18 protein-coding genes are annotated in these 18511 nt (G+C 68.1%); 10 read left to right on the top strand and 8 right to left on the bottom strand.

The genetic code is table 11. The features are described 5' to 3' along the window. Positions 1–210: 210 nt before the first annotated feature. Positions 211–459: a hypothetical protein gene (locus AAW51_RS23520; RefSeq protein ID WP_047196560.1), complete on the top strand. Its 249-nt coding sequence runs from the start codon at positions 211–213 to the stop codon at positions 457–459. 21 nt (positions 460–480) lie between these two features. Here the strand turns inward: AAW51_RS23520 and AAW51_RS23515 are convergent, their stop codons facing one another. After that, on the bottom strand, positions 481–1353 hold the full coding sequence (locus AAW51_RS23515; protein WP_083438736.1) for a polyphosphate kinase 2 family protein: 873 nt from the start codon (positions 1351–1353) through the stop codon (positions 481–483). Positions 1354–1476: 123 nt separating this feature from the next. Here AAW51_RS23515 and AAW51_RS23510 point away from each other — a divergent pair, with 123 nt between their 5' ends. Continuing rightward, positions 1477–2256 carry a type III pantothenate kinase gene (locus tag AAW51_RS23510; protein WP_047196559.1) on the top strand — a complete coding sequence of 260 codons (780 nt, stop codon included), beginning with the start codon at positions 1477–1479 and terminating at the stop codon, positions 2254–2256. Positions 2257–2267: 11 nt separating this feature from the next. Here AAW51_RS23510 and hslU read toward each other — a convergent pair whose 3' ends face one another. The 5 genes from hslU to AAW51_RS23480 form a co-directional block, all read right to left on the bottom strand. Then, positions 2268–3602: an ATP-dependent protease ATPase subunit HslU gene (gene hslU, locus AAW51_RS23505; protein WP_047196558.1), complete on the bottom strand. Its 1335-nt coding sequence runs from the start codon at positions 3600–3602 to the stop codon at positions 2268–2270. Positions 3603–3647: 45 nt separating this feature from the next. Then, positions 3648–4184 carry an ATP-dependent protease subunit HslV gene (gene hslV, locus AAW51_RS23500; RefSeq protein WP_047196557.1) on the bottom strand — a complete coding sequence of 179 codons (537 nt, stop codon included), beginning with the start codon at positions 4182–4184 and terminating at the stop codon, positions 3648–3650. 122 nt (positions 4185–4306) lie between these two features. Then, on the bottom strand, positions 4307–6001 hold the full coding sequence (locus AAW51_RS23495; protein WP_047196556.1) for a hypothetical protein: 1695 nt from the start codon (positions 5999–6001) through the stop codon (positions 4307–4309). 15 nt (positions 6002–6016) lie between these two features. Then, positions 6017–6862: an RNA polymerase-binding protein DksA gene (gene dksA, locus AAW51_RS29490; RefSeq protein WP_083438735.1), complete on the bottom strand. Its 846-nt coding sequence runs from the start codon at positions 6860–6862 to the stop codon at positions 6017–6019. Between the two features lie 285 nt (positions 6863–7147). Then, positions 7148–8197, bottom strand: coding sequence for a CobW family GTP-binding protein (locus tag AAW51_RS23480; protein WP_047196553.1), 1050 nt, complete (start codon positions 8195–8197; stop codon positions 7148–7150). Between the two features lie 245 nt (positions 8198–8442). Between AAW51_RS23480 and AAW51_RS23475 the strand changes: the two genes are divergently transcribed. The 8 genes from AAW51_RS23475 (at position 8443) to AAW51_RS23440 (ending at position 16931) form a co-directional block, all read left to right on the top strand. Beyond that, a complete protein-coding gene (locus AAW51_RS23475) occupies positions 8443–9312 on the top strand; it encodes an HlyC/CorC family transporter (protein ID WP_047198225.1) in 870 nt (289 codons plus the stop codon). Continuing rightward, the gene (gene lnt, locus AAW51_RS23470) at positions 9312–10814 is read left to right on the top strand and encodes an apolipoprotein N-acyltransferase (protein WP_047196552.1); all 1503 of its coding nucleotides are present in this window, start codon (positions 9312–9314) and stop codon (positions 10812–10814) included. The genes AAW51_RS23475 and lnt overlap by 1 nt, the downstream gene beginning before the upstream one ends. A gap of 94 nt (positions 10815–10908) precedes the next feature. Further along, entirely contained in the window at positions 10909–11817 is a 909-nt protein-coding gene (glyQ, locus tag AAW51_RS23465; RefSeq protein WP_047196551.1) for a glycine--tRNA ligase subunit alpha, read from the top strand. A gap of 2 nt (positions 11818–11819) precedes the next feature. Continuing rightward, the gene (gene glyS, locus AAW51_RS23460) at positions 11820–13931 is read left to right on the top strand and encodes a glycine--tRNA ligase subunit beta (protein ID WP_047196550.1); all 2112 of its coding nucleotides are present in this window, start codon (positions 11820–11822) and stop codon (positions 13929–13931) included. A 17-nt stretch (positions 13932–13948) separates the two neighbouring features. Then, positions 13949–14560: a D-glycero-beta-D-manno-heptose 1,7-bisphosphate 7-phosphatase gene (gene gmhB, locus AAW51_RS23455; protein ID WP_335337642.1), complete on the top strand. Its 612-nt coding sequence runs from the start codon at positions 13949–13951 to the stop codon at positions 14558–14560. A 49-nt stretch (positions 14561–14609) separates the two neighbouring features. Beyond that, positions 14610–15200, top strand: coding sequence for a D-glycero-beta-D-manno-heptose 1,7-bisphosphate 7-phosphatase (gene gmhB, locus AAW51_RS23450; protein ID WP_047196548.1), 591 nt, complete (start codon positions 14610–14612; stop codon positions 15198–15200). A 2-nt stretch (positions 15201–15202) separates the two neighbouring features. Next, the gene (locus AAW51_RS23445; protein ID WP_157360165.1) at positions 15203–15973 is read left to right on the top strand and encodes a lysophospholipid acyltransferase family protein; all 771 of its coding nucleotides are present in this window, start codon (positions 15203–15205) and stop codon (positions 15971–15973) included. Positions 15974–16004: 31 nt separating this feature from the next. Continuing rightward, the gene (locus AAW51_RS23440; protein WP_047196546.1) at positions 16005–16931 is read left to right on the top strand and encodes a M48 family metallopeptidase; all 927 of its coding nucleotides are present in this window, start codon (positions 16005–16007) and stop codon (positions 16929–16931) included. Here the strand turns inward: AAW51_RS23440 and AAW51_RS23435 are convergent. Then, entirely contained in the window at positions 16928–17839 is a 912-nt protein-coding gene (locus AAW51_RS23435; protein WP_047196545.1) for a DMT family transporter, read from the bottom strand. The genes AAW51_RS23440 and AAW51_RS23435 overlap by 4 nt on opposite strands. A 58-nt stretch (positions 17840–17897) precedes the next feature. Then, positions 17898–18503 (bottom strand): DJ-1/PfpI family protein, encoded by a 606-nt coding sequence (locus AAW51_RS23430; protein WP_047196544.1) that lies wholly within the window; start codon positions 18501–18503, stop codon positions 17898–17900. Positions 18504–18511 lie beyond the last annotated feature (8 nt).

Here is an 18511-nt window from a genome sequence, read left to right as displayed (position 1 = left end):
CCCGCCCACGTCGTTAATTGACGTTTACGTCAACGTCAATCATGCCACGGGCCCATGGAACACAAAGCCTGGCAAACCCGGGGCGCCGACCGGGAAAACGACGGGCGGGCGGCAAGGGCGGGGGTCGCGAAGGAAAGGGAGGGCACGCTGACTGCCAAGCAATCAGGGACGGGCTCCCATTGGGCCCGAACGACCCCACGAGGAACTGTGATGAACCGGCTGCACTGCCCTTTGCCGCTGCCCATGCACCGCGAGCCGCCGCTCCACCCCGGGCCGGCCCCCGATCCGTCCGAGCCGATCGACCCGGACCCGATGGACGAGGAGCCGCTCGACCCGGGCGGCCCGCACCCGAACCCGATGTACCACCGTGGGACGACCTTGCATCGGCGCCGCGACCGGTGGCGGCGCGCGCCGAACGCGACCCAGCATGGACCGCGCACCTGCCGGCCGGTGCACTGAGGCCGGCTGGCGGGGGGCTGGCTATTCGAGCACCAGGTCGGCCAGCCCGGGCGCCGCCGGCGGGTGGCGCAGCTGCATTTGACGCAGCGTGGATTCGATCAGCGTGGCCACCATCAGGTTGCGGTGGGTTTTCGAGTCGGCCGGCACCACGGTCCAGGGCGCCCATTCAGTGCCGGTGGCGGCGATGGCGTCCTGGTAGGCGGCTTGGTAGTCGTCCCAGTGCTTGCGGGCTTCGACGTCGGCCAAGTCGAATTTCCAGTGTTTGGCCGGGTTCTGCAGCCGGGCTTGCAGGCGCCGCAGCTGCTCGGCCTTCGAGATGTGCAGGAAACACTTCACGATGACGGTGCCCGATTCGCTCAACAAGCGTTCGAAATCGTTGATCTGGCGGTAGCGGCGCTGCAGTTCGGCCGCGTCCAGGCTGCCGCGCACGCGGGGCACCAGCACATCTTCGTAGTGGCTGCGGTTGAACACCACCAGTTCGCCGCTGCGCGGCACGTTGGCATGCACGCGCCAGAGGAAGTCGTGCGCCAGTTCCTCTGTGCTGGGGGCCTTGAACGACACACTGTGCACACCTTGCGGGCTCATACGGCCGAACACGTCGCGCAAGGTGCCGTCCTTGCCGCTGGTGTCCATGCCCTGCAGCACCACCAGCAGCTTGTAACGGCCGTCGGCATAGAGCAGGTCCTGCAGTTCGTCGAGCCGCAGCGCCTGCTCGCCGAGCGCTTCACGGTCGCGCGCCTTGTCGCCGCTGCTGAAGGGTTTGGCGCCGGGGTCCAGCGCGGCGAGCTGGAACGAGTTCGCCGCGCGATGGCCCTCGGCGGTGCCGATCTGCCAGGGTCGCAACAGCGCCTGGGCGGCGCGCAGGTCGAGGGGAGCGGCGGTGCGGGAGGTCATGGTGGCGGGCGCCGGGCTGCGGCGGTGGGCGATGGTCCTGCTGTGCAGCATGCCGGGCGGGTGCCGGCCTGACAAGCGGCGCCGACAGGCAGATCGGCGCGAATTCGGGATAATCCGCTCCACATGTTTCTCGCCATCGACATCGGCAACACGCGTCTGAAGTGGGCGCAGTACGAATCGCCCCGCCCGGGAGCCCGGTTGCTGGCGCATGGCGCCGCTTTTCTGGAAACCATCCACCAGCTCGCCGACGGCGATTGGAAAGAGCTGCCGCCGCCCGACCAGGTGCTGGGCTGCTGTGTCGCCGGGGAAGCCGTGCGCCACCGCGTGGAAGAGCAGCTGGAGCTGTGGGACGTGGTGCCCAGCTGGGTGGTGTCGAGCCAGGCGGAGGCGGGCCTTGTGAACGGCTACGACCATCCGACCCGCCTCGGCGCCGACCGCTGGGTGGCGATGATCGGAGCACGTGAGCGTTTGCTGCGCGACGGGCCGGCACGGCCGGCGCTGGTGGTGATGGTCGGCACCGCCGTCACGGTCGACGCGATCGACCCGGACGGGCGTTTCCTGGGCGGGTTGATCCTGCCGGGGCACGGCATCATGCTGAAGGCGCTGGAGAGTGGCACCGCCGGGCTGCACGTGCCGACCGGCGAAGTGCGCGACTTCCCGTCCAACACCAGCGATGCGCTCACCAGCGGCGGCACCTACGCCATCGCCGGCGCCATCGAACGGATGCACCGCAACATCGTGCAGCACTGCGGCGAGGCGCCGCGCTGCATCGTGACCGGCGGCGCGGGCTGGAAGATGGCGCCCTACCTGACGGTGCCGTTCGAGCTGGTCGAGTCGCTGGTGTTCGACGGGCTGCTGAAGGTGGCCGAGCGGCGCTTCAGCGAGCGCCCGGTGGTCCGCTGAGGCGGTGGGCCTCAAAGGATGTAGCGCGACAGGTCTTCGTTCCTCGACAGCTCGGCCAGCTTGCCTTCCACGTATGGGGCGTCGACGGTGACGGTTTCGCCCTGCAGCCGGGTGGCGTCGAACGACACTTCGTCGAGCAGGCGCTCCATCACCGTGGAAAGCCGGCGCGCGCCGATGTTCTCGGTGCGCTCGTTGACGTCGTAGGCGATCTGTGCGAGCCGGCGGATGCCCTCGGCCGTGAACTCGAGCGTGACACCTTCGGTCGCCAGCAGCGCCTGGTACTGCTTGGTCAGGTTGGCATGGGTCTGCGTCAGGATGGCTTCGAAGTCGTCGACCGACAGCGAGCCCAGCTCGACCCGGATCGGGAAGCGGCCCTGCAGCTCGGGGATCAGGTCGCTCGGCTTGCTCAGGTGGAAAGCACCCGAGGCGATGAACAGGATGTGGTCGGTCTTGACCATGCCGTACTTGGTGTTCACCGTGGTGCCCTCGACCAGCGGCAGCAGGTCGCGTTGCACGCCTTGGCGGGACACGTCGGCCCCGCTCGTTTCGGAACGCGAGGTGACCTTGTCGATCTCATCGATGAAGACGATGCCGTTCTGCTCGGCATTGGCCAGTGCCTGCGTCTTGACCTCGTCTTCGTTGAGCAGCTTGGCGGCTTCTTCGTCGACCAGCAGCTTCATCGCCTCGGCGATCTTGAGCTTGCGCGTCTTGCGCTTGCCGTTGCCGAGGTTGGCGAACATGCCGCGCAACTGCTCGGTCATTTCTTCCATGCCGGGCGGGCCCATGATCTCGAGCGAGGGCTTGATGTCGGCGACGTCGATCTCGATTTCCTTGTCGTCGAGCGCGCCCTCGCGCAGGCGTTTGCGCATGGTCTGGCGGGCGGTGTTGTCGGGTGCCTGGTGCGACGGGGTGAGCCCGAAGTCACCGCGCGGCGGCGGCACCAGGGCGTCGAGCACACGCTCTTCGGCGGCGTCTTCCGCCCGCGTGCGCACCTTGCGCATTTCGGTTTCGCGGGTCTGCTTGACCGCCATGTCGACCAGGTCGCGGATGATGGAATCGACATCCTTGCCGACGTAGCCGACCTCGGTGAACTTGGTCGCCTCGACCTTGATGAAGGGCGCATCGGCCAGTTTGGCAAGCCGGCGGGCGATTTCGGTCTTGCCGACGCCGGTGGGGCCGATCATCAGGATGTTCTTGGGCGTGATCTCGGGGCGCAGCTTCTCGTCCACCTGCTGGCGGCGCCAGCGGTTGCGCAGCGCAATCGCGACCGCGCGTTTGGCCTGGGCCTGGCCGATGATGTGGCGGTCGAGTTCCGAGACGATTTCTTGCGGCGTCATCGCACTCATGGAGCGGTTCTTTCTGCGGGCGTCACGATAGAGGCGGGCGGCGGCTCAGCCGAGCGACTCGATCGTGTGGTGTTGGTTGGTGTAGATGCAGAGGTCGCCTGCGATCTCGAGCGACTTCTTGACGACGTCGCGGGGCGACAGCTCGGTGTGCTCGAGCAGGGCTCGGGCCGCTGCTTGAGCATAGGCGCCGCCGGAGCCGATCGCGACGATGCCGAACTCGGGTTCGAGCACGTCGCCGTTGCCCGTGATGATCAGGGAGCTTTCCTTGTCGGCCACCGCGAGCATGGCTTCGAGACGGCGCAGCACGCGGTCGGTGCGCCAGTCTTTGGTCAGTTCGATGGCCGCACGCTGCAGATGGCCTTGGTGTTTCTCGAGCTTGGCCTCGAAGCGCTCGAACAGCGTGAAGGCGTCGGCAGTGGCGCCGGCGAAGCCGGCCAGCACTTGCTCACGGTAGAGCTTGCGGACCTTGCGGGCGGAGGACTTGACGACGATGGTGCCGAGCGTGACCTGGCCGTCGCCGCCGAGGGCGACCGTGTTGCCGCGGCGCACGCTGAGGATGGTAGTGCCGTGATAGGGTTCCATGGGAGGGCTCGTTTCGGTGATGAGGAGGTGGGGCCGGGAGGCCATCCTTCAAGCCGGCGCCGCTTGATACTCTCGACACGGAAGCGACACGCGGCGGCGCTGGTGGCCCCGCGGCGCGTGCCTCAGATGTTGCGCACCTTGACGCGCGCGTGCTCGGTGATGCCCATCGCGCCGAAGAACAAGGCCACCAGCCGGTGCGTCTCTTCGAACTGGATCGCGCGGTTCTCGCCGCGCCGGTTGAGCACCCAGTTCAGCAAGTCGCCGGCGGCGATGAAGTCGACGCGGATCAACCGCGTGCAGGCCACCTTGACGATGGCCGCCTTGCCCAGGCCCTTGTCGAGGACCTGCAGGGTTTCGGAAATGTCGCCGACCAGCTGGCCCGACAATTCGAGCGACGCGACCTCGATCACGGCCGGGTCGTCCATGATTTGCGACTCGACAAAGCTGGTCGAGACGTCGCTCACCACCGACAACGGCGCGGCGGAGGTGTTGGTGTGGCCGCTGGCGCCGCCGATCTTGACCTGGCACTTGGCGGCTTCCCACGACGGCGGCGACACCTCGTAGGTGACGCAGTAGTCGATCGCGACTTCGTCGAACTGGTCGGGCCGGTTGGCCAGGCGCAGCGCGTCGAGGCGCAGCAGCCAGAAGGCGGGGTCGGCATCCTTGACGCCGGTCGGTGCCGCGTCTTGCAGCGCCAGGAACAAGCGCTCGCCGGACAGCCAGCGCATGTCGAGCATGTCCTGGGCCCAGCCGCGGAACACCTCGCTGAGCTTGGACGCCGCTTCGGCGTCGATGCTCCTGAGCGGCGCCCAGTCGAGCACCCAGGGCAGCGGCATCTGCAGCGTCTGCGAGCGCAGCTGCGCGACCGTGTCGACGTCGAGCACTTCGCTGCAGACCCAGCCCACCTGGCCTTCGATCTTGTTGTCGTCGCTGGCGGCAGGCGCTTCTTCCGCAGCCGCTTCGGCCACCATGCGCGGCAGCGAGAACCACTGCGGCGCCGACCAGCCGAACTGGTGCACGTAGTCGAGCGCCAGGCTCTCGAACTTGGATTGCTGGGCCGTGGCGCGGTACAGGTCGAACAGCACCATCCAGGTCTCAGCGTGCTGGGCCCGGCTCGCACCCGGCTTGATCAGCTCCGACAGCGATTGCTCGCACGACGTGAAATCGGCGTTGGCGAACGCGATGACGGCCTCGTCGAGCTCAGGATCGTGCGCGACCTCGCTGACTTCGACGGCAAAGGTGTCGGGGAAGCCCGGGATGGGGGCGCCCAGCACCGGCACCGTGGCATTCGGCGGTGGCCCGGACGGCGAGGCCGCCTTGGCTGGCGCGGGCTCGACCCGCGGTGCCACGGGTGTCATCGGCTCGGTCAGCGGTGTCGGCTGCGGTAGCAACTCCGGCAGCGGCCCCGGCTGTGTCGGCGCGTTGTAGAAGGACGGCGACCGGCGCGAGCCGATCGATTCGCCGACCATCTGCTGCTCGATTTCGTCGATCTTGGCCTTCACGACGCCCACGTCGGAGCGGGCGACCAGGTCGCGGTCGTTCTCGTCGAGGTTGGACGTCGCCTCGAGCACTCCCACGGTCGCTTCGGTCAGGCCTTCGCGGCGCACCTTGCGCAGCATGTCGAACTCGCGCTTGCGCACGAAATCGTTGCGCCGCTTGCGCTCGATCATCGCCTTCAGCTCGGACTTGGCGTATTCGCTCTCGCGCGACTCGGTGCTGTTGGAGTTCAAGTCGGCCCAGTCAGTGGTCGGATTCGCGACGAACCGCACCACCTTGCGCAAGAAACTCTCGTTGTCTTTGTCTTTCGGGTCCGACATGGCTCGCGGGAGAAATCAATCTCCGAACAGCTTTTGCTTGAGCTCACGCCGTTGTTGAGCTTCCAGGGAGAGTGTAGCGGTCGGGCGGGCAATCAGCCGGCCAAGGCCGATAGGTTCGCCAGTTTCGTCGCAAAAACCGTAATCGCCGGCCTCGATGCGGGTCAGCGCCTGCGAGATTTTCTTCAGCAGCTTGCGCTCGCGGTCGCGCGTGCGCAGTTCCAGCGCGTGCTCTTCCTCGATGGTGGCGCGGTCGGCCGGGTCGGGGACGATGGTGGTGTCTTCGCGCAGATGTTCCGTCGTTTCGCCGGCGTTGCTGAGCAGATCTTCTTTCAGCGTTTCCAGCTTGGCCCGGAAGAATTCGAGTTGCTGATCGCTCATGTACTCGCTTTCAGGCATCGCGAGCACTTCGGCGTCTGTCAGTTCCCGCCCGGACTTGTTTTTCCAGGCAGAGGCGAGTTTGGGGTCGGCTTGAGGCATGGTGGAGCGGGGCTGATCGAGTACCGCGGTAGCAGATGTTTTGGTCATGGATGTAGAAGAGGAAGTGGGGCGTACTGCCGTGGGCGGTGCCGCGGGCGCTTCGGCCGCGGCGCCGGTCTCAGGCCCGCCTGTCGCCAGCATCGGGTCCGCCTTCGCGCCAGCCTTCTTGGCGGCGGTCTTGGCACCGGCGCTCTTCTTCGCGGCCGCCTTGGTCGGTGCCGACGCAGCGCTCGACGAGCTGCTGCTGTCGCCGGTGTCCGCATCAGCGGCAGCTGCAGCCTTGGGCGCCTTCACGGAGGCTGCCTTCGCTGCCGGCTTGTCGGCGGCGGTCGTGGAGGCACTCGTCGCGGCGGACGCGTCACTGCTGGTTCCTTGGGCCGGGATCTTGCTCACTTTCCGTCTCCTCGCAGTGGCAGTTATATACCTGCTCTTGTCAGAATCGGCTAGTCCGCTGGACGGTTCGCGTCCTGGGCGCTAACGCAGCGGGGCAGCGCGCCGCGCATGCGGCCCCGGGGCCCAACGGCCACCGGGTCACGTGCCAGTCGGCCGGTTCAGCGGGCTTGTTGGAACTTGAGCGCGGTCGGTTCGGGCCACCCAAGGGCGCCGCGGATTGTAGCCATCCCACAAGACGGCGAGCTGGCGTTTTCCCCAGGTGGGTGCAACCGTTCGTCATGCGAGGCACTGCTCGAGTCCCTGGGTGAAGATATCGCGCGGCAGGTCGATGCCGATGAACACCATCTTGCTCTGCTTCGCTTCGCCTTCGGCCCATTGCGGCCCCAGGTCGCTGCCCATCAACTGGTGCACGCCCTGGAAGATCACCTTGCGCTCGGTCCCCGCCATGTAGAGCACGCCCTTGTAGCGCAGCATGCGGGGCCCATAGATCTGCACCACGGTGCCGAGAAAGTCTTCCAGCTTGGCCGGCAGGAAGGGCCGTTCGGAACGGAACACGAACGACTTCACGTCGTCGTCATGGTGGTGGTGGTGCGGATGGTCGCAGTGCTCGCCATGCTCGTGGTCATGGTCGTGATCATGGTGGTGGTGGCCGTGATCGTCTTCAGCCGACAGGAAGTCCGGGTCGATCTCGAGCTTGGCGTTCAGGTTGAAGCCTCGCAGGTCGAACACCTCCGACAGCGGCACTTCGCCGAAATGCACCCGGCGCTGCGGCGCGCGTGGGTTCATGTGCTTGAGCCGGTGCGCCAGCGCGTCGACCGAATCGCTGTCGACCAGGTCCGACTTGCTGATGAAGATCTGGTCGGCGAAACCCACCTGGCGGCGCGCTTCGAGCCGGTCATCGAGCTGCTGGGAGGCGTGTTTGGCGTCGACCAGTGTCAGGATCGAGTCCAGCAGGTACTGCTCGGCGATCTCGTCGTCCATGAAGAAGGTCTGGGCCACCGGGCCGGGGTCGGCCAGACCGGTGGTCTCGATCACGACCCGGTCGAATGTGAGCTCTCCCTTGCGGCGCTTGGCCGCCAGGTCGCTGAGCGTGGCGCGCAGGTCTTCTCGGATGGTGCAGCAGATGCACCCGTTGCTCATCTGGATCACCTGCTCTTCGGATTCGGCGACCAGGATGTCGTTGTCGATGTTTTCCTCGCCGAACTCGTTCTCGATCACGGCGATTTTCTGGCCATGGGCCTCTGTGAGCACTCGCTTCAGCAGCGTCGTCTTCCCGCTGCCGAGGAAACCGGTCAGGATGGTGGCAGGAATGAGGCCTTGTGACATGCGACACCTTCAATGATCAGGAGAGGCCGGCGAACGCTGGTGCTGCTGCAGCAACAGCCGACGCGGACGCAACAGCCGGGCAGCCGCCGCGCCGTGACGCGGTTGCAATGGCCGGGACCGGGGCGGCGCCGGAACTCGACAAAAACGACGAGTGTAGCGACGCCGTCAAGTCAAGGTGTGTCCGCCCGTGGATCGGTTGCCGGGGCTGGGGTATCCTTGCGTCTTCCCAACTCCGACGCATGCTTGTGTCCGACCCCCACCCGAGTCGTTCGCACCGCCCCGGCGACAAGCGCAGCCTTTTCGAACGCCTGGTCGAATTCATCTCTCCCGGGCCCGACTCGAAAGACGAACTGATCGAAACGCTGGCCGACGCGGAAGACCGCGAGCTGATCGAGCCGGAATCCCGGCTGATGCTCGAAGGGGTGCTGCGCATGGCCGACATGACCGCCGGCGACGTGATGGTCGCCGCCCCGCGCATGGACCTGCTCGACATCGATGCCCCCTACGAGGAACTGCTGGCCATCGTGATCGACACGGCTCACTCGAGGTTTCCGGTCTATGAAGACCAGCGCGACAACATCATCGGCATCCTGATGGCGAAGGACTTGTTGAAGCTGCAGCGTGCCCCCGAGTTGAACCTGCGGACGCTGCTGCGTCCAGCAGTTTTCGTGCCCGAATCCAAACGCCTGAACGAGTTGCTGCGCGATTTCCGCTCCAACCGCAATCATCTCGCCCTCGTGATCGATGAATTCGGCAAGACGGCCGGCCTGATCACCATCGAGGACGTGCTCGAGGAAATCGTCGGCGAGATCGAGGACGAATTCGATGACGACGACGCCCCGATCGGCATCTACACGCTGGCCGACGGCAGTCACCGCGTCGCCGGCGATGCCGACATCGAAGCCGTCAACACGTTCTTCGGGGTCGACCTGCCCGAAGACGATTTCGACACCATCGGCGGCCTGATCGCCCACGAGCTGGGCCATGTGCCGCGGCGCGGCGAGGTGGTCGAAAACGGCGGCCTGCGCTTCTCGGTCATGTTCACCCGGGCTGGCGCCGTGCGCTGGTTCAAGGTGACGCGGGCGGCGCCCCCACCGCCGTCGGCAGACCACTGATGCCGCTGTGGGCCGAGCTGCTGGTCGTCGCGGCCGGCGGATACGGGCACGCTGTCTCCTTCAGCAACACCTCGCTCTGGTGGCTGCAGTTGCTCGCGCTGGCGGTGCTCGCCTGGCGCGTGCAGCGTTGCCCCACCGCGGCCCGCGCGGCGGCGTGCGGCTGGGTCTTCGGCACGGCCTGGCTGGTGGGTGCCACCTGGTGGCTCTACATCAGCATGCACGACTACGGCCTGCTGCCGGCCCCGCTCGCGGCGGCCGCGGTGCTGCTGCTGGCGGCCTTTCTGTCGCTCTACCTGGCCGCGGCGATGGCGCTGTACCACCGTGTGGCAGCGGCCTCCAGGCTTTGGTCGGCGCCGTTGTTTGCCGCCGCCTGGCTGCTCGGCGAGCTGGCGCGGGGTTATCTCTTCACCGGCTTCCCCTGGGCCGCCTCGGGCTACGCCCACGTGGACGGCCCGCTCGCGACGCTCGCGCCCTGGGTGGGTGTCTACGGCATCGGTTTCGTGGCCGCCTGGCTCGCGGCGGCGCTCGGCGGCCTGACGAAAGCAAGCGCTCGCCCGCGCGCCTGGGCGCCACTGCTCTCGGCGCTGGGCCTGTGTGTCGCGGCCTCTGGGGTCAACCACGGTTTCACCGTGCCGACCGGCAAGCTCACGGTCGCCCTGCTGCAAGGCAATGTGCCGCAGGACGAGAAGTTCTCGCAAAACGGGCTGGCGCAGGCGTTGCAGTGGTATGCCGACGAGCTGGAAGCCGCGACCGCCGATCTGGTCATCACCCCCGAAACCGCCATTCCCCTGCTGCCGCAACAGTTGCCGGCCGACTACTGGCAAGGGCGGCTGCAGCACTTCGTCAAGACCGAGACGGCGGCGCTGGTCGGCATTCCGCTGGGCGATTTCGAGACCGGCTACACCAACTCGGTGCTCGGGCTGGCCCGGGCCCGCGCGGAGCCCTACCGCTACGACAAGCACCACCTGGTGCCGTTCGGCGAATTCATCCCGCTCGGCTTCCGCTGGTTCGTCAACCTGATGAACATGCCGCTGGGCGACTTCAGCCGAGGCTCTCGCAACCCGCCGTCGTTTCCGGTCCAGGGCGAGCGGGTGGCGCCCAACATCTGCTACGAAGACCTGTTCGGCGAGGAACTGGCGGTGCGCTTCGGCCAACTGGAACAGGCGCCCACCATCTTCGCCAACATCAGCAACATCGCCTGGTTCGGCAACACCGTGGCGGTCTACCAGCATTTGCAGATCTCGCGTATGCGGGCGCTCGAGTTCCAGATTCCGATGCTGCGCGCCACCAACACCGGGGCCACCGCCATCATTGACCACACCGGGCGGGTCACCCAGGAGCTCAAGCCCTTCACGCGCGGGGTGCTGACCGGGCCGGTGCAGGGCCGCACCGGCCTGACGCCGTTTGCGCGCTGGGCCTCGGCGGCCGGCCTGTGGCCGCTGCTCGTGCTCGGGCTGGCGCTGCTCGGGGCGGCGTTCGTGTGGCGCCGGCGCGCCGCCTGACGCCCGAGACCGCCTTGCGGCGGCTTCACCAATAGAATCGGGCGTTTGGCCCTGCCGCCGGGCAAGGCCTTCCCGACTCACCACACCACACGACATGCTGACTTTCCAGCAAATCATCCTGCGCCTGCAGGAGTACTGGGACCGCCAAGGCTGCGCCTTGCTGCAGCCCTACGACATGGAAGTGGGCGCCGGCACCAGCCACACCGCCACCTTCTTGCGCGCCATCGGCCCGGAGCCGTGGCGGGCCGCCTATGTGCAGCCGAGCCGCCGGCCCAAGGACGGGCGCTACGGCGAGAACCCGAACCGGCTGCAACACTATTACCAGTACCAGGTGGTGTTGAAGCCGGCGCCGGCCAACATCCTCGAGCTGTACCTCGGCTCGCTGCAGGCGCTCGGTTTCGACCTCAAGCAAAACGACATCCGCTTCGTCGAAGACGACTGGGAAAACCCGACGCTGGGCGCCTGGGGCCTGGGCTGGGAGGTCTGGCTCAACGGCATGGAGGTGACCCAGTTCACCTACTTCCAGCAGGTCGGCGGCATCGACTGCAAACCCCTGACGGGCGAGATCACCTACGGTCTGGAACGCCTGGCGATGTATTTGCAGGGTGTCGAGAACGTCTACGACCTGAAGTGGACCGAAGGCCTGAGCTACGGTGACGTCTACCACCAGAACGAGGTCGAGCAATCGACCTACAACTTCGAGCACAGCGACGTCGACTTCCTGCTGGGCGCCTTCGGCGCCTACGAAAAGCAGGCCCAGCACCTGATGCAGCAGCAGCTCGCGCTGCCGGCCTACGAACAGGTGCTGAAAGCCGCACACACCTTCAACCTGCTCGACGCCCGCGGTGCCATCAGCGTGACCGAGCGGGCCGCCTACATCGGCCGCATCCGCAACCTGGCGCGCAGCGTGGCGCAGAGCTACTACGACAGCCGCGAACGGCTGGGTTTCCCGATGGCGCCGCGCGAGTGGGTCGCGCAACTGCCGGCGAAGAAGGCAGACTGACCATGACAGACACCAACAACCTGCTCGTCGAACTGTTCGTCGAAGAGCTGCCGCCCAAGGCCCTGAAAAAGCTCGGCGAGGCCTTCGCCGGCGCGCTGGCCGACGGGCTCAAGGCCCAGGGTCTGGCCGGCAGCGACAGCACCGTCACGCCCTACGCCTCGCCGCGCCGCCTCGCCGCCCACATCACCGCGGTGCTGGCCCGCGCCGCCGACAAGCCGGTGCAGCAGAAGCTGATGCCGGTCGCGGTGGCGCTCGATGCGCAAGGCGCGCCGACGCCGGCACTGCTGAAGAAGCTGGCCGCGCTGGGAGCCGACGCCTCGGTGGTACCGAGCCTCAAGCGCGCCGTCGACGGCAAGGCCGAAGCCCTGTTCCTCGACAGCGTGCAAAAGGGCGCCAGCCTGGCCGAAGGGCTGCAGAAGGCGCTCGAGGACGCGTTGGCGCGCTTGCCCATCCCCAAGGTCATGACCTACCAGCTGGGTGACGGCTGGAGCAGCGTCAACTTCGTGCGCCCGGCGCATGGGCTGGTGGCGCTGCACGGCGCGGACGTGGTGCCGGTGTCGGTGCTCGGCCTGCAGTCCGGGCGCAACACCGAAGGCCACCGTTTCGAAGCCAGCGTCAGCCCGGTGGTGCTGGAGCACGCCGACCGCTATGCGGCCCAGCTCGAAACCGGCGGCGCGGTGATCGCGAGCTTCGCGGCGCGCCGGGGCGAGATCGAGCGGCAGCTCGCGGCGGCCGCCGAGGCGGTCGGCGGCGGCGTGCGGCCGATCGACGACGATGCGCTGCTCGACGAGGTGACGGCGCTGGTCGAGCGGCCCAACGTGCTGGTCGGCCAGTTCGAGCGCGAGTTCCTCGACGTGCCGCAGGAATGCCTGATCCTGACGATGAAGGCCAACCAGAAGTACTTCCCGCTGCTCGACGCCGCCGGCAAGCTGACCCACCGCTTCCTGCTGGTCAGCAACATCCGCCCGGACGATCCGTCGGCGGTGGTGGGCGGCAACGAGCGGGTGGTGCGCCCGCGGCTGGCCGACGCGAAGTTCTTCTACGACCAAGACCGCAAGAAAACGCTGGTCTCGCGCATCCCCGGCCTGGCCAAGGTGGTCTACCACGGCAAGCTGGGCACGCAAGGCGAGCGCGTCGACCGTGTCTCAGCGATTGCCCGCGCCATCGGCGAACGGCTCGGCGGCGAGGTGCTGGCGACGCGCGCCGAACAGGCGGCGATGCTGTCCAAGGCCGACCTGCTCACCGACATGGTGGGCGAGTTCCCCGAGCTGCAGGGCATCATGGGCGGCTATTACGCCCGCCACGACGGCCTCGACGACGAGGTGGCCGCGGCCATCGAAGACCACTACAAACCCCGCTTCGCCGGTGACGAACTGCCGCGCCACCAGATCGGCGTGGTGGTGGCGCTGGCCGACAAGCTGGAAACTTTGGTCGGCCTGTTCGGCATCGGCCAGCTACCCAGCGGCGACAAAGACCCGTTCGCGCTGCGCCGCCATGCGCTCGGCGTGATCCGTTTGCTGAGCGAAAAGCAGCTGCCGCTCGCGCTCGACGCGCTGCTGACGCTGGCCGTCCAGCCGTTCGGCGACAAGCTGACCCATCCCGTCGCGCCGCTGTCCGACTTCATCTATGAGCGGCTCAGCGGCAGCCTGCGCGAGCAGGGCTACACCGCCCAGGAAGTCGACGCCGTGCTGGCCCTGCGCCCGCCCCACCTGGCCGACGTGCCCAAGCGCCTGCAGGCGGTGCGCGCCTTCGCCTCGCTGCCCGAGGCCGCCAGTCTTGCGGCCGCCAACAAGCGGGTCGGCAACATCCTCAAGAAGGCCGACGCAGTGGTGGTGCCGCAGGTCGACACGAGTTTGCTGCGCGAGGCCGCCGAGGGCGCGCTGCACGAGGCCTTGCAAGGCGTGCGGCCGGCCGCCGATGCGGCCTTCGAGCGTGGCGACTACGCCACCTCGCTGCAGACGCTGGCCGCGCTCAAGACGCCGGTCGACGCCTTCTTCGACGACGTGATGGTGAACGCGGAGGACGCCGCACTGCGGGCCAATCGGCTCGGCCTGCTGGCACTGCTGCATGTGGCGATGAACCGCGTCGCCGACCTGTCCAAACTCGCCGTATAGCACCCTGGGAGACCGACGTGGAACGCGCGATGAAGCTGGTGGTGTTGGGCCGCGACGGCGTCATCAACCGTTTCCGCGAGGAGCATGTGGCCTCGCCGAACGAATGGGAGCCGCTGCCCGGCGCGCTCGAAGCGGTGGCGCGCCTCAACCATGCCGGCTGGCATGTGGTGGTCGCCACCAACCAGCCCGGGCTGGGCACCGGCCTGCTGGACATGGCCGGCCTGAACTCGGTGCACCAGCACATGAACCAATCGCTGGCGCGCCATGGCGGCCGGGTCGACGCCATCTTCATCTGCCCCCACACCGCCAGCGACCTGTGCGACTGCCGCAAGCCGGCGCCGGGCCTGCTGCTGAAGATCGGCGAGCGCTTCGGCGTCAGCTTGCACGAGGTGGTGGTGGTGGGCGACACCGTGCGCGACTTGCAGGCGGCGCAGGCCGCGGGCTGCGAGCCGCACCTGGTGCGTAGCGGTCGAAGTGGCCACCTCAGCGCCGACGAGGCCGAGGCGCTGGCGGCGCAGGTGCCCGGCAGCCTGGTGCACGCGGATCTCGACGCCTTCACCTCCTATCTCGTCAAGCGCAGCCGTGTGCGCGACGGCACCGGCCGCGCCGGCTACACCGATCCGAAGTGATGCTTTCGACGCCGGCCCCGCTGCGGCGTCCGCTGTGTGATCCCTCCGTATGAAACTCGTGATACTCGACCGCGACGGCACCCTCAACGAGGACCGCGACGACTTCGTCAAGTCGCCTGACGAATGGGTGCCCATTCCCGGCGCGCTGGAGGCCGCGGCGCGACTGTTCCACGCCGGCTGGCACCTGGTGGTCGCAACCAACCAGTCCGGCCTGGCACGGGGCCTGTTCGACATGGCCACACTGAACGCCATGCATGCCAAGATGAACGCGCTGTTCGCGCCGCTCGGGGCGCGCATCGACGCGGTGTTCTTCTGCCCGCATGGCCCCGAAGACGATTGCGACTGCCGCAAGCCCCGCCCGGGACTGTTCCGCCAGATTGCCGAGCACTACCGCCTCGACCTGCACGGCGTGCCGATGGTGGGCGACACCTTGCGCGACCTGCAGGCCGGCGCCGTGCTCGGGTGCGAGCCGCACCTGGTGCTCACCGGCAAGGCCGCGCGCCTCGACGCGCAAGGCCTGGCCGAAATCGTCCAACGTGTGCCCGGCACCGCCGTGCATGCGAGTCTCGACGCCTTTGCCGACACCCTGATCGGGCGCACCGCGTCCGCCACTTCCCAGGCCCCCGGAGGCCCGACCTGATGCTGTCTTTGCTGCGTTCCCTGCTCTATGCCCTGTGGCTGACCGTGACCGTGATCCCCTGGGCCCTGGCCGTGCTGCTGGTGTCGATTTTCCGCCGTGGCAACCCGCTCTACTGGATGTGTGCCGGCTGGCTCGGCGTGGCCATCTACGGCGCGCGCTGGATCTGCGGCATCCGTTGGCGCGTGCAGGGCATGGAGCACCTGCCCGACGGGCCTGCCATCCTGCTGTCCAAGCACCAATCGGCGTGGGAGACGTTTGCCTTCCCGGTCCTGATGCCGCGACCGCTGAGCTATGTGTTCAAGCGCGAACTGCTCTACGTGCCCTTCTTCGGCTGGGCCATCGGCCGGCTCGACATGGTGCATATCGACCGCAGCAAGCGGGCCGAGGCCTGGAACAAGGTGGCCGACCAGGGCCGCCGGTTCCTGGACCAAGGCAACTGGGTGATCATGTTCCCCGAGGGCACGCGCATCGCACGCGGCCAACAAGGCAGCTACAAGAGTGGCGGCACCCGGCTGGCCATCACGGTGGGTGTGCCGGTGGTGCCGATCGCCGTGACCTCGGCGCGTTGCTGGCCCAAGCGCATGCTGCTCAAGCGCCCCGGCGTGGTCGACGTGTCGATCGGCCGGCCCATCGCCACGGTGGGACGAACGGCCGATGACGTGATGCGTGAAGTCGAGACCTGGATCGAAACCGAGATGCGCCGGCTCGATCCCGAGGCCTATGCGCAACCGGTCCCCCCAGCGGCCGCGGCCAGCGTCCAGCCGCCACGTTGAGCCCTCGGCCCGGGCCCTATACTTGCGGCCCATGGCACGCAGGGCAAGCGATCTTCAATCTCCGCAGCTGACGCTGCCCTTCTTCACCAGCGAGCCGCCGGCACGCCGGGGAGGGCGCAAGCTGCCGGAGCGGGCCTCTGCCGAGCCGCTCGCACCAGCCACCACTGCAGCGCCTGTCCCGGCGCCGCCCTCCGGCCCGCCGATCTTCCGCCATCCTCGCGCCAACCGCGAGGTCCTGCTCGGCGAGCACCTGATCGGCTACGAACTCAAGCGTGCCAAGCGGCGCTCGATCGGCTTCGTCGTCAGCACCGAAGGCCTCAGCGTCAGCGCGCCGCGATGGGTGGCGGGCAGCGAGATCGAGTCGGCCCTGCACGACAAGGGCAGCTGGATTTTGCGCAAGCTGGCCGAGCAGGCCGACCGCAACAAGCGGCTGCAGCAGTCGCGCGTCGAATGGTGCGATGGCACGTCCTTGCCCTTTCTCGGCGAGACCGTGATCGTGGTGCTCGACCCGCGCGCCACCGGCGCCGTGCTCAACAGCGATGCCGACGCCTTGCCGGGCGTGCCGCGTCTGGCCCTGCATGTCGGGCTGCCTCAGCACGCCAGCCCGGAGCAGATCCGCGACGCGGTGCAGAGCTGGCTGCAGCGCCAGGCGCGCCGGGTGTTCGAAGAACGCTGCGCGCACTTCGCCGAGCGGCTGGGCGTGCGGTATCAGCGGCTGTCCTTGTCGTCGGCACAAACGCGCTGGGGCAGCGCGTCGGTCGACGGCTCGATCCGGCTCAACTGGCGCTTGATCCACTTCGCCTTGCCGACCATCGACTACGTGGTCGCGCACGAACTGGCCCATCTGCGCGAGATGAACCACAGCCCGCGCTTCTGGGACGTGGTCCGTTCGGTGATGCCCGACTACGAGCAGGTGCGCGGCACGTTGAAAGAGACGGTCCTGCCCGTGCTCGACTAGGCGCGCGAGGCCAGCATCACCCCCGCCACCGCGACGGCACCGCCGACCAGCATGCTGGGCAGCAGCGGCTCACCCAGCAGCGCGAAGCCGAGGGCCGCGCCGAACACCGGCACGAGGTTGTTGAACACCACCGTGCGGGCGGCGCCTAGCCGCTGCACACCTTGCGAATACCAGACGAAGGCCAGCGCGGTGCCGAACACGCCGAGATAGCCGGCGGCCAGCGCCACGTCGAGGTTGAACATCTCGGCCCGCAGTTGCGGCCACTCGAAGCCTGCGGTCGTGGCCAACAGCAAGGTGCCCCACAAGGACGCGTAGGTGGTGGCGGCCAACGGCGTCAGCCCCTTCAGCGCGACGCGGCCGATCAGCGTGTAGGCGGCCCAGCTGCACACCCCCCCGAACATCAGCCACTCGCCCCGGCCCACCGACTGGCCGAGCGCGGCCGTCACGTCGCCGCGCGACACCACGATCCACACCCCCGCCAGCGCCAAGGCGACACCGCACCAGCGGCGTGCCGACAATCGCTCGTGCAGCAGCAAGGCCGCCGCGGCGATGGTCACCGCCGGGTTGAGCGCGATGATCAGCGAGGTGCGGCTGGCGGGCAGGTGGGCGAGCGCGCCGAGGAAAAACAGGTTGTAGGTGTAGATGCCCGTGGCGCCGAGCGCGAAGGTGACCACGACCTGCCGGCGCGTCAGCCGTGGCAGCCCGCCTTCCAGCCACCAGGCGCCGAGCAGCAGCGCCACGCAGGCCACCAGGTAGCGCATCAGCGAGGCGGTGGCCGGCGGCATTTGCAGTGCGAGGATGCGGCCGGCGATGAAGGTGCCGCCCCAGATCGCCGGCACGGCGACCAGCCGGGCGTAGAGCGTCCAGAGGGCGGTGGAGGCGGGGGGAGCGGTGAGCACGGCACTCATTGGGTTACCTCCGTGCTGCGCACTGCGGTGCGAGCGCCTTCGGACGGCCGAGCGGCACTCATCGGGTCTCCTCCCAGGCGTAGTCCATCTGGCGCGCCGTGGCGCGGGCCAACCCGGGCGAGGCCAGCCGGGCGACGAGGTGCAAACTCATGTCCAGCCCGGCCGAAATGCCGGCCGACGTCACCAGCGAACCGTGATCGACATAACGCACGTCATCGACCACCTGCGCCGCGCCCAGCTCCTCGCGCAGCGCCGCCACGTCTTCCCAGTGCGTCGTCACGGTACGACCCGCCAGCACGCCGGCCCTCGCCAGCAAGAACGCGCCGGTGCACACCGAGGCGACCAGCTGCGCCGTGCGGCTGCGTTGCGCGATCCAGTCGATCACGTCGGCACGCTGCAACTCGGCATCGACGACACCACCGGGCACCAGCAGCACGTCGAACGCCGGCGCGGTGGCGAGGGTGTGACGGGCCTGCACCGCCAGGCCAGCGCGGGCCAGAACGGGCCGCGTGTCGCGCGCAACGGTGTGCACTTCGAACGGCGGCTCGGTGCCGGGGTGCTGACGCAGGTGCACACGTGTCGCGGTCGAGAAGACCTCGAAGGGGCCGGCGAAATCGAGCACTTCGACCTCGTCGAAGAGGAACAAACCGATCTGGAGGGTCATGGGGGAAG

The organism is Caldimonas brevitalea (genome assembly GCF_001017435.1).
Lineage (GTDB): Bacteria > Pseudomonadota > Gammaproteobacteria > Burkholderiales > Burkholderiaceae_C > Caldimonas > Caldimonas brevitalea.
Note: the sequence above shows the minus strand (reverse complement) of the source record. Positions and strands in the feature narration are given on the sequence as shown.